Source organism: Congregibacter brevis (genome assembly GCF_045689245.1).
GTDB lineage: Bacteria > Pseudomonadota > Gammaproteobacteria > Pseudomonadales > Halieaceae > Congregibacter > Congregibacter brevis.
Genome location: NZ_CP136865.1, coordinates 312,262 through 323,104, shown reverse-complemented (window position 1 = coordinate 323,104; position 10,843 = coordinate 312,262). Strand labels below are relative to the sequence as shown.

The following is a 10,843-nucleotide window of genomic DNA, read 5'->3' as shown; positions in this document are numbered from 1 at the left end:
ATTTGAACACCGTCATAGCCCCGCTTCGCGGGGCTTTTATTTGGGTGGTATTTTTCAGCTTTGGCGTCAACTTGTTGATGCTGGCGCTGCCGCTGTATCTGCTTCAGGTATTCGACCGAATTCTTACCAGCCGCAGTGTCGATACTTTGTGGGTGCTTACCGGCATAGTACTCGTCGCTCTGGTGGCTTTCGGTATTCTCGATGCACTCCGACGCATGATGCTCTCCCGCGTTGGTATTTTGATTGAGTCCGGCCTCGGCCGTCCGGTATTAGAGCAATCCATTGAGGCAGCGCCACTAAGCGGCGGCACTCAGTCGGCGCGCGGTGTTGCAGATCTACAGACATTGCGCTCCTATCTTGCCGGGCAGGGATTGCTGCCCTTACTCGATGCGCCCTGGTCTATCGTATTTTTAGCGGTGATCTTTTTGCTGCACCCTATTCTAGGATGGCTCGCTCTGGCTGCATTTTTGGGCCTTGCCGGGTTTGCCCTGCTGAACGAACGCCTGACTCACGACACATTAAAAGAGGGTCGAGAACGCAGCGGCGCCGGTATGCGCTCCGCCGAGCATGCCGTTGAGAATAGCGAAGTCATTCTGGCTATGGGTATGAGCAATGTTATTGCCAGCGGTTGGAAGACATTGGTCAATGAGGCTTTGGGGTGGCTCGAAGCAGGAACGCGGCGACTTCAGATCTTAAGTTCTATCTCCAAGGTTGCACGGCAGATGGTCCAGGTTGCGGTGTTGGCCACCGGTGCTTTACTGGCGCTCGAAGGGGCAATCAGCCCGGGGGCAATGATTGCCGCATCCATACTGGTGACTCGCGCGCTCGCGCCTGTGGAGCAACTTATCGGAAGCTGGGGGCAAACCGTTGCGGCGCGCGATGCCTGGCGCCGACTAGAAGAAAATCTTGATGACGAAGAAAAGCCCGCCTCGACAAAAATGCCCGCACCCACCGGCTTACTGCGCGCGGAAGGGCTGACCTACGTACATCCCAAACAGGACCAACCTGTGCTGCAAGGTGTGAATCTGGAGCTGCAGCCCGGTGAGAGTCTGGGTCTTATCGGACCCACCGGGTCGGGTAAGACTACTTTGGCGCGGTGCCTTTTGGGTGTCATTCCGCCGCGCCTTGGCTCGGTTCGACTGGACGGTATCAGCCTTGCTGATTGGGCCGCGGATGACCGCGGTCAGTACATTGGTTACCTGCCACAAGATTTGGAATTGTTCCCGGGCACCGTTGCAGAAAACATCGCACGCTTTGCAGGAGAGGGCAGCGATGCGGCCGTAGTAAAAGCGGCACAGCTGGCCGGCGCGCACGAGATGATTTTGCAGCTGCCCATGGCCTATGAAACACCGGTAGGGCCACGAGGTGTAACGCTCTCGGGCGGTCAGCGTCAGCGCATCGCCCTTGCCCGAGCCATGTTCGGCGATGTTCGTCTAGTTGTATTAGATGAGCCCAATGCCAATCAGGATCGTGTGGGCGAAGAAGCATTGCTCAGCGCTCTGCGGCGACTAAAGGAACACGGTGTTACCAGCGTGATCATTGCGCACCGCCCTGCGATTATTCAGTACGTGGACAAAATCATGGTCCTGCGTGACGGAAAGGTTACGGCCTACGGACCCAGGGATCAGGTGCTGGCTGACATGGCTAAGTCTGCCGCCGCTCCAACGGAGCGCCTGGCATGAACAACGATGTAAAACTAGGCCGCTATATAGCGTTGGGACTGTTGGTGTTCGTATTGTTCTTTGGCGTCTTCGGTGGCTGGGCGGTCTTTAGTCGCCTAGCCAGCGCAGCCATAGCCCCTGGAGAGATCGACTTTGATACCGACCGCCAGAGCGTACAGCATTTGGAGGGCGGCATTGTCGCCGAGATTTTAGTTTCCGATGGCGATGTGGTTGCCCCGGGCGACGTGCTCTTACGTTTGGATCGTACGCAGCCTTTGGCGGTGTTCGAACAGGTTAAGGCGCGCTATTACACATTGCTCGCGAGCGAGGCCCGGATGATTGCCGAGCGTGATAAAGCCGAAACCATCAGCTTCCCCGCGGCACTTGATGATCCTGATTTTGCGCTTAGCGCCGCCAACATACGTCATAGCGAAGAGCGTCTGTTTGTGACGCGCCGGCAAAATCTTGCACAGCAAAAGCAGATCATCGGCCAGCGTATACGTCAGCTGGAGGAGGAGATTCTCGGTCTTCGCGAAGAGATCACCAGTCAGGATCGCCAGATTGCGCTGCTCAGTGACGAAAGCGTCAGTATGGAATCCTTGTTCGAGCGCAAACTGGTTGGCAAACAGCAAATGCTCGCACTGCAGCGGCAAACGGCAGAACTCGAAGGTGAGCGCAGTCGCAGCAAAGCCGCCATCGCTCGCGCCCAGCAAAGCATCAGCGAAGAAGAGCTGCGCATTATCGATCTTGAGACCGAGCGTGATGGCGAGATTCTCGCGGAGCTGCGAGAAATTCAGGCCGAGGCTCTGGAGGTTAACGAACGCCTGTCTGCGGCGCAGGATGTACTCAAGCGCACCGAAATTTTCGCGCCCATTCAAGGCACTATTGTAGATCTAAGCGTAACGACTATTGGTGGCGTGATTGCTTCGCGACAACCCCTGATGGATATCGTGCCTTCGGACGAGGAGCTATTAGTCAAAGCGCGGCTGAATCCTCAAGACATTGATGTTGTGCGCGCTGGGCAAACGGCGATGGTGCGCCTTACCGCCTTTAGTCAGCGAAATCGCCAGCCACTGGAGGGGAGGGTTGCTTCAGTCTCGGCCGACAGCCTCACTGACGAGGTGACTGGTGCGCCGTACTATTTAGCGCGCGTTTATTTGCCGGATTTTGCCGATACGGACTATGCCGATGGAGAGTTGTATCCGGGTATGCAGGCGGAAGTCATGATTCAGGTAGGAGCGCGCTCACCGCTAGATTACCTGGTACAGCCTATCCGCGAGAGTATGAACCGGGCACTGCGCGAAGACTGACCGCCGCATCGTTTGGCTATGGCGTAGATTCCTTCATAGTAAACGCAACACCGGTTCCTGCAGCCGCGAGAATTGCTCCCGTAGCTCCAGAATATGATCTGACCAATAGCGCTCGGAGTTAAACCAAGGGAAGGCTTTAGGAAAAGCCGGGTCATCCCAGCGCCGTGCGAGCCATGCCGCGTAGCGAATAATACGCAGGGTTCGCAGTGTTTCTATCCAATGTAATTCCGTGGGGTCGAACTCAAAAAATTCCTCGTAGCCGGCTATGACTTCGCCCAATTGTATTTCTTGTTCATGAGGTTCACCGGATAAAAACATCCACAGGTCCTGAATGGCCGGCGCGGTCATACAGTCGTCCAGATCCACAAAGTTTGCGGTGTCGTCGCGCCAGAGAATGTTGCCGCCGTGGCAGTCGCCATGAATGCGAATGCCGCCAGCAGATTCGAGCTCCGCGATCTTCGGCGATAACTCTTTTTCCAGATCATTCAGTAATGAGACGTAGGCGGGCTTGAGGTCACCGGGAATGAACTTGTCCGGCAGTAGAGCTCGGCTTTCTTCGATGATTGCCTGGCCCTCAAGCTTGGGACGATGTGCAAATGTTTTGGTCGCGCCAATAGCATGAATGCGGCCAAGCGTCCTACCTAAGACAAGCAAATTGTCGAGATTGTCGAACTCCGGCGCATGACCTCCGCGACGGGGGAACAATGTGTAAAGCAGTTCTCCCCAGCGATGGACCGTCTCTCCGGTTTCTGACCTCAGCGGTGCGACTACCGGTATCTCTGCTTCAACGAGTTCTTCACTAAAGCTGTGTTCTTCTCGCAGTTGATCCTCACTCCAACGTCCAGGGCGATAAAACTTCACGATCACCGGCGTTTCGTCTTCTATACCGACTTGGTAAACGCGATTCTCGTAGCTGTTTAGGGCAAGGAGTCGCGCATCGCTGACAAAGCCAGCGGCTTCCACGGCATCAATGATTGCGTCGGGAGTAAGGACATCAAAAGGGTGGCTACTCATCCCGCGTCGCCGAGTAAGGCTGTACTTTTTATTTGCGCGAACAATTGATCGCCTGTCCGAAGCTTGAGGTCTTCCTCAGATCTGCGGGTAATTCGCGCCAATAGACACTGTTCTGATAACTGCAGTCGCAGCAGGCAATGAGCCTTTGATAACCGCCTGATTTCCACAAGCGTTACGGGCAAGATGTTTTGAATGCTTGTATCCGTTGGTCGCTCCCGGCAGACACTCACATCCCGCGCAGGCACGCGCAAGCGACGAGTGCTGCCGTGATGCTCATCCCCCGCAACCCAGAGGGACTGACCGTCGACTCGCAGTTCGGTGAGTCCAAAATCCGAGTCGATACCAAACACTTCCACCGATAAGAGGCTGGCAGCAGATTCATCTTCGGCAAGCTGTGTATCCAGTTCGCTTGCCAGCTCCAGCAGCGGTCCTTGCTCCACTACCTTTCCATTATCAATAAGGAGGATTTGATCAGCGATAGTGCTGACCTCTTCAATTTGATGACTAACGTAAATGATGGGCAGATCCCTTTCCTGATGAATGCGCGCAAGGCAGGCAAGGCATTGCGCAGCTGCTCTTTTATCAAGATTTGCCAAAGGCTCATCAAGGAGGAGCAGCTGTGGGTTACGCATGAGGGCGCGTGCGATGGCAACACGGGCTTGCTGCCCAGCAGACAGAGTCTCGGGCAAGCGATCAAGTATTGTCTGTATGTTCATCCAGCCCGCAATCTCATCACCGTCGATAGGAGCCGGAGCATGCTTCGCTGCGAATGCCAGGTTTTGAGCGACGGTCATATGTGGGAACAATCGCGCATCCTGAAAAACATACCCTAGGGACCTCTGCCAAGGGGCCGTGTGTTGCGTTCCTTCTTGCCAAGTCTCATTGTCGAAGACGATGGTGGCATCCGTGATATCGGGGCGCAGTCCCGCAATACAATCGAGGATGGTGGTTTTACCGCTCCCGCTGGGGCCAAAGAGCGCGGTCACGCCACTTTGAGGAATTTGGGTGTTAACACTGAGATAAAACCCCGATGGATCTCGATGCTCGATAGTGAGTAACAGTTGATTCATCGGCCGATCCGCCAACCGCGATCACGGTAGAGTAAAAACAACAGCAGAAATGAGAAGGTGACCAGGCCAATGGCAATTTGATGCGCGCTGCTGTAGTCCATAGCCTCGACGTGATCATAGAGCGCAATAGAGAGTACTTGAGTCTCGCCCGGAATATTGCCGCCAATCATTAGCACGACGCCAAACTCACCGACGGTGTGCGCAAAGCCTAGGGCCCCTGCAATGATGAAACTGCGTTTGCAAAGGGGCAGTGTAATTGCGCGGAACTGCTCAAGAGGTGTTGCCCCGAGAGTCGCGGCAGCGTTAAGGAGTTTATCCGGAACGCGAGTGAACGCTTGCTGCAGCGGCTGCACGACAAAAGGTAGGGAGTAAATTACGGAACCCACGACCAGCGCGGAAAAACTAAAGGCCAGCTGCGTTCCCGTAACGGTCTGCCATAGCTGTCCGGGGAGAGCGTCGGGGGCCAGCATCAGCAGTAGATAAAAACCAAGGACTGTTGGCGGGAGTACCAGCGGTAGAGCAACCAGTGCTTCAACGAATGCGGCGAAGGAGCCTCTCTGGCGTGACAGCCAGTACGCGAGCGGTGTGCCCAGCAAAATAAGAACCAGAGTGCTCACCGTCGCTAAACGCAGAGTCAAGGTCACAGCTTGCCACTCGAGACTACTCATGAGCACGAGCTGTATCCAAAGCTCGTCAGCACTGATTCCACGGCCGGTTCAGAAAGATATTCAAGGAATTCTTGCGCGGCACGCAGGTTTTGGGAGCGGGCATTGATCACGGCGTATTGCTCGATGGGTGCGTGCCATGAAATTGGTATCGGCAGGCCTTCCATGGGGCTGAGCGATCGGGCTACGAGGGCTAAGTCTGCGCCACCGCTGGCATAAAACTGCAGGGCTTGCAGTACGTTACTGCCACGAACAGTACGGCGATCTTCAGCACTCGTAAAACCGTCCCGGGCTAGAACTGTCAGCGCGGCGGCACCATAGGGTGCGGACCGAGGGTTGGCTATGGCGATGCTCTGGGCCGCATCCGAAAGTGAATCTTCGATCGAATCCGCACCTAAGAGCACAAGCGAGCCCTGGGCATAGCAGGACGCGGGCCCCGAACTTGTGCCGTCATCGACGAGCGCCTGTGGTCGGGCGTGATCGGCGGCTAGTAGCACATCATAAGGCGCCCCACGACGTATCTGCGCTGCTAAAACCCCCGTGGACGCACTGCTGACGCGTACCTTAACCCCCGTTTTGGCGCTGAAGTCCTTGCTAATTTCTTCCGCTGTCGCCCGAAAATTGGATGCTACCGCGATGTTTAGAAATCCTGTGTCAGCTGTCAGAGCCTTAGATGCCACGAGCATTGCTATTAGCAGGACCGATAAAGTGGTTTTTTGGGTGGTCAGAGCGAGGTTCTGTAGTGCTAAAAAAGCGTTGATCGCTCGGGTAAAAATACTGCTGCTGAGTCGCGTGAGTTGCATCCGTGCATTGTAGGTCAAGGCGACGGCGTTCGGGCAAGACAATAGAGATGAACCTCGCTAGCTCCAGCGTCCTGAAGCGCTCTCCCCATGGCATTACCCGTGGCGCCTGTCGTGCACACATCGTCAATGAGTACGATCGAGCAGCCGCGGACATCGCCGACTACCGTGAAGGCTCCTTGGAGATTATTTAGGCGTTCGCGTCGTGAAGCATGCGCCTGAGTTTTGGTGGCGAAACGACGTTTTAGTTGAGCAACTTTCGTCGGCGTAGGCTGCAGTGATGGCTGTAAGCGAGACAGGCTCAAAAGCAAATCTTCGCTCTGGTTAAAACCGCGGCGAAGCCTCCGCCGCCAATGAAGTGGTGTTGCTAGCACGATGTCAGCACTTTTGATGCGAATTTCCGTATTTAGCATCATTTTCGCTGCTGTTAGCGATAGGTTGCGGTCTTTTAGGTACTTCCAGCGGTGCATCAAGTAGGCGATGGCAGGATCATACTCGTAGGCAGCGGTGACAGTTTTTAACGCGGGTTCTGCCTTTAGGCAGTTCGGGCAAATACGACCATCCGTGCCGGGTAATGCGCACTTTGGGCAGGCTTGATCGTTTACCAGCAGAGCATCCCGACACACCTCGCAGACCGCCTCAGGTCGATAGCTCTCTTGATCACAATAGATGCAGAACTGTGGCGCGAGATAATCGATCACTCGGCACGCTATGCTCTTCATGCCGCTGTTAACCAATAAGTATTCTATAGGTTGACAGCGTTGGTCGGCGATTTACTATGTCATCCCTTAACCGAGAACCTGTCCATGAACCAGCCACTGTCATCCGTCGTCCCCCGTTCGCCGATCAATGAGAACCCCAAGCAGAACGGCGATTCGAATCCCGGGCCTGTTGATGTGCGGGTCTTGAGTTCACATCGCCACGACTGGGAGCGAGAAGAGATAGCCGCACTGTTTGCTCTGCCTTTCAGTGACTTGCTGTTTCGCGCGCAGTCCGTACATCGTGAGTATTTTGACCCGAATGCGGTGCAGGTGAGCACTTTGCTTTCGATCAAAACCGGCGCCTGTCCCGAAGATTGTGCCTACTGCCCTCAAAGCACGCGGTTTGATACGGGTTTATCTGTGGAGGCCCTGATGGAAGTAAATCAGGTACTCGAACAGGCGGAGGCGGCTCGTCGATCTGGGGCGACTCGCTTTTGTATGGGGGCTGCGTGGAGGTCTCCCAAGGATCGCGACTTGCCCGCGCTCACTGCCATGATTGAAGGTGTCAAAGACCTCGGCTTGGAAACCTGCATGACCCTGGGAATGCTGACTGACTCGCAGGCTAAAACCTTGGCCGACGCCGGATTGGATTATTACAACCACAACCTAGATACGTCGCCCGAGTATTACGGCGACATCATCACCACTCGTACGTATGCAGATCGCCTGGAAACCCTGGGCCATGTTCGCGATGCCGGTATGAAAGTCTGTAGTGGGGGAATTGTGGGCATGGGAGAAGATCAGGGTGATCGCGTGGGCTTGTTGCAGCAGCTTGCAAACCTGCCGGAGCACCCGGAGAGTGTCCCCATCAATATGCTGGTTCGGGTGCCAGGTACACCATTGGCAGGAGAGGGCGATCTGGATCCCTTCGAGTTTGTTCGCACAGTTGCAGTCGCCAGAATCATGATGCCAGCGTCTCACGTGCGCTTGTCTGCGGGGCGTGAAGATATGAATGATCAGACCCAGGCCTTGGCTTTTTTGGCTGGCGCCAACTCGATCTTCTACGGCGAGAAGCTGCTCACCACCGCCAACCCCGAAGCCAATACAGACCTAGCCCTGTTCGCCCGATTGGGTATAAATCCTGAAGAGCGAGAGGTGTCAGCTGAGCCTGCACCCGATCCACGTTTTTACAATGCGATGTAGGTGCCCTGCAGTCGTGATCGTTCAGCATCTTATATTTATTCAGATACGCAGAAAGTGAGCACTCGCTAACATAGCTGGACTCAAGCGTAGGTCATATTTCTACCCACAATTGACAGAATCTTTGCCCAGCTTCTTGTCGGTCAGGTCACAAATTTATCCATGCAAAACATCCCATTTTGACTATAATGCGATCAGAAGTTAACACTGAACACATAGGTAGGAGGCCTCGCAAACGACGAGCGCCAACACCGACGTTATGGGGAGAGAGTCATGCCGAGTTATAAAGCGCCGCTGCGCGATATCCAGTTTGTTATTAATGAAGTGCTCGACACTGAGAACCTTTATGCAGGTCTGAAAGGTTACGAAGAAGCAACGCCTGATCTCATGAACGCTATCATCGAAGAAGGTGCCAAGTTTGCCGAGAACGTGCTCTCGCCACTGAATCAAAGTGGTGATGAAGAGGGTTGCGTTTGGTCCGAAGAAGGCGTGAAGACTCCAGAAGGTTTTGCCGACGCGTATAAGCAGTACGTCGACAACGGCTGGCCGTCACTGTCTGCGGAGCCTGAGTTCGGTGGCCAAGACATGCCGAACATGCTGGGTATTGTCATTAATGAGCTGGCGGGAACCGCCAACTGGTCTTGGTTGATGTACCCCGGCCTGTCTCATGGCTGCATCAAGACCCTTGAAGCACACGGCTCGCCCGAGCAGAAAGAACAGTACCTGCCTAAGCTGGTAGCAGGTAACTGGACAGGCACGATGTGTCTCACTGAATCCCATTGTGGATCGGACCTGGGTCTTCTTCGCACCAAGGCCGAGCCGCAGGCCGACGGAAGCTATGCGATTACCGGCACCAAGATCTTTATCTCGGCGGGTGAGCACGATATGTCGGACAACATCGTGCACATCGTGATTGCTCGTATGCCAGATGCGCCCGAAGGTACCAAGGGCATTTCGCTGTTCGTAGTACCCAAGTTCAACGTTAACGAAGATGGCAGCCTTGGCGATCGCAACGGCGTGCATTGCGCATCTATCGAAAAGAAGATGGGCATTAAAGCTTCAGCTACCTGCGTGATGAACTTTGACGGTGCCAAGGGATATCTGATTGGCGAGCCAAATCGTGGCCTGAACATGATGTTCACGTTCATGAACACTGCGCGCATCGGTACTGCGATTCAGGGCCTCGCTCACGCCGAGCTCGCTTATCAGGGTTCTCTCGAATACGCTCGCGAGCGTCTGGCTATGCGCAGTCTTACGGGCCCTAAAAATCCTGATGGCCCTGCGGACCCGATTATCGTGCATCCGGATGTACGCCGCATGTTGCTAACCCAGAAGTCTATTGCCGAGGGCAGCCGCGCTATGCTGTATTACCTTGCGCAGCTGGGCGACATCGTTGATCGCGGTGACGAGGAAGCAGCAAAGAAAGCCGATGACCTTATGGCAGTGCTTACTCCTATCGCTAAGGCGTTTGTCACGGAAGCGGGTCTTGAGGCGGCTAATCACGGTATTCAAATCTACGGTGGTCACGGATTTATTCGCGAGTGGGGAATGGAGCAGATTGCTCGCGATGCCCGCATTGCGACTTTATACGAAGGCACTACCGGTATTCAGGCTTTGGACCTTATCGGTCGGAAGATACTGGGATCTGGCGGAAAGCTGCTGATGGGCTTCACTGAAATGATGGGCGAATTCGTGGAAGCGAATTCAGATGAAAGCTACGCTGAATTTACCGGTGCTCTTTCGACTTACAAAGATGAGTGGCTAACCATGTCTCTCGAAGTTGGTGGTAAGGCGATGGAGAACCCTGATGAGGCGGGTGCAGCGTCCGTGGATTACCTGATGTACTCCGGTTACGTCGTGCTCGGATATTTTTGGGCCCAGATGGCCGTAGCGGCGCAAAAGAAAATCGCCGAGGGCGAGGGTGACACCGCGTTTTACGAAGCGAAGCTCATGACTGCGCGTTTTTACTTTGAGCGAATCCTTCCGCGCACCGCATCACATAAGCTGGCGTTGCTCTCCGGTGCTGACAATCTTATGGAAATGCCAGAGGCTATGTTCGCATTCTGATCAACTTGATGAGCCCCCGATTGCTCGCTTGAGCTTCTAGGGGGTGCAATATCTCTTTACGGGCGCGATAATTCGCGCCCGTTTTCGTTTCCAGGAGGCGAAACAATGTCTCAAGATCAAGATCAAGATCAAGAGCAGCAGGAGGGCCCGGCGTCGGCAGTAACCGAGGGACCCGAGCGGCAGTTATACCCAGAAGATCAGGCCAAGGTCGACGCGTTTCTCAAGCGCGGTGTGAACTCGGTTGATAGAAAACCCTTCAAGCCTCTGTACCTGCTCGTGATGCTCATCGTGGTGGTGGGTGGTTTGAGTCTTTTTAGCCAGTGGTTGGCGCATCAGGCTGGCGTTTACTGAGTCT

At 54.8% G+C, this 10,843-nt stretch carries 10 protein-coding genes; 5 read left to right on the top strand and 5 right to left on the bottom strand.

The genetic code is table 11. The features are described from left to right. The first annotated feature begins 2 nt into the window (after positions 1 to 2). Positions 3 to 1,682: a type I secretion system permease/ATPase gene (locus tag R0137_RS01425; protein WP_407327984.1), complete on the top strand. Its 1,680-nt coding sequence runs from the start codon at positions 3 to 5 to the stop codon at positions 1,680 to 1,682. Then, complete coding sequence (locus R0137_RS01420; RefSeq protein ID WP_407327982.1) at positions 1,679 to 2,971, top strand: HlyD family type I secretion periplasmic adaptor subunit; 1,293 nt, start codon at positions 1,679 to 1,681, stop codon at positions 2,969 to 2,971. The genes R0137_RS01425 and R0137_RS01420 overlap by 4 nt, the downstream gene beginning before the upstream one ends. A gap of 33 nt (positions 2,972 to 3,004) precedes the next feature. On the opposite strand, the gene R0137_RS01415 is transcribed toward R0137_RS01420, so the two are convergent. From R0137_RS01415 to R0137_RS01395, 5 genes are read right to left on the bottom strand one after another with little or no spacing between them, the layout of a single operon-like run. Next, positions 3,005 to 3,985 carry a serine/threonine protein kinase gene (locus tag R0137_RS01415; RefSeq protein WP_407327980.1) on the bottom strand — a complete coding sequence of 327 codons (981 nt, stop codon included), beginning with the start codon at positions 3,983 to 3,985 and terminating at the stop codon, positions 3,005 to 3,007. Further along, positions 3,982 to 5,055 (bottom strand): molybdenum ABC transporter ATP-binding protein, encoded by a 1,074-nt coding sequence (gene modC, locus R0137_RS01410; RefSeq protein ID WP_407327978.1) that lies wholly within the window; start codon positions 5,053 to 5,055, stop codon positions 3,982 to 3,984. The genes R0137_RS01415 and modC overlap by 4 nt, the downstream gene beginning before the upstream one ends. Next, a complete protein-coding gene (gene modB / locus R0137_RS01405; RefSeq protein WP_407327976.1) occupies positions 5,052 to 5,729 on the bottom strand; it encodes a molybdate ABC transporter permease subunit in 678 nt (225 codons plus the stop codon). The genes modC and modB overlap by 4 nt, the downstream gene beginning before the upstream one ends. Next, positions 5,720 to 6,565, bottom strand: coding sequence for a molybdate ABC transporter substrate-binding protein (gene modA / locus R0137_RS01400; RefSeq protein WP_407327974.1), 846 nt, complete (start codon positions 6,563 to 6,565; stop codon positions 5,720 to 5,722). Before modA ends, modB begins: the two co-directional genes overlap by 10 nt. Then, complete coding sequence (locus R0137_RS01395; protein WP_407327973.1) at positions 6,538 to 7,242, bottom strand: ComF family protein; 705 nt, start codon at positions 7,240 to 7,242, stop codon at positions 6,538 to 6,540. The genes modA and R0137_RS01395 overlap by 28 nt, the downstream gene beginning before the upstream one ends. Positions 7,243 to 7,326: 84 nt before the next feature. Here R0137_RS01395 and bioB point away from each other — a divergent pair, with 84 nt between their 5' ends. The 3 genes from bioB to R0137_RS01380 all read left to right on the top strand — a co-directional run bounded on the left by bioB (position 7,327) and on the right by R0137_RS01380 (position 10,839). Continuing rightward, entirely contained in the window at positions 7,327 to 8,424 is a 1,098-nt protein-coding gene (gene bioB, locus R0137_RS01390) for a biotin synthase BioB (protein WP_407327971.1), read from the top strand. Between the two features lie 270 nt (positions 8,425 to 8,694). Continuing rightward, entirely contained in the window at positions 8,695 to 10,488 is a 1,794-nt protein-coding gene (locus R0137_RS01385) for an acyl-CoA dehydrogenase C-terminal domain-containing protein (protein WP_407327969.1), read from the top strand. A 105-nt stretch (positions 10,489 to 10,593) separates the two neighbouring features. Continuing rightward, positions 10,594 to 10,839 (top strand): DUF3094 family protein, encoded by a 246-nt coding sequence (locus R0137_RS01380; protein ID WP_407327968.1) that lies wholly within the window; start codon positions 10,594 to 10,596, stop codon positions 10,837 to 10,839. The last annotated feature ends 4 nt before the right edge of the window (positions 10,840 to 10,843 follow it).

Coding starts and splice junctions, on each gene's coding strand:
- R0137_RS01420 (WP_407327982.1), top strand. CDS start 1,679: ATGAACAACGATGTAAAACTAGGCCGCTATATAGCGTTGGGACTGTTG.
- R0137_RS01415 (WP_407327980.1), bottom strand. CDS start 3,985: ATGAGTAGCCACCCTTTTGATGTCCTTACTCCCGACGCAATCATTGAT.
- modC (WP_407327978.1), bottom strand. CDS start 5,055: ATGAATCAACTGTTACTCACTATCGAGCATCGAGATCCATCGGGGTTT.
- R0137_RS01395 (WP_407327973.1), bottom strand. CDS start 7,242: ATGAAGAGCATAGCGTGCCGAGTGATCGATTATCTCGCGCCACAGTTC.
- bioB (WP_407327971.1), top strand. CDS start 7,327: ATGAACCAGCCACTGTCATCCGTCGTCCCCCGTTCGCCGATCAATGAG.
- R0137_RS01385 (WP_407327969.1), top strand. CDS start 8,695: ATGCCGAGTTATAAAGCGCCGCTGCGCGATATCCAGTTTGTTATTAAT.
- R0137_RS01380 (WP_407327968.1), top strand. CDS start 10,594: ATGTCTCAAGATCAAGATCAAGATCAAGAGCAGCAGGAGGGCCCGGCG.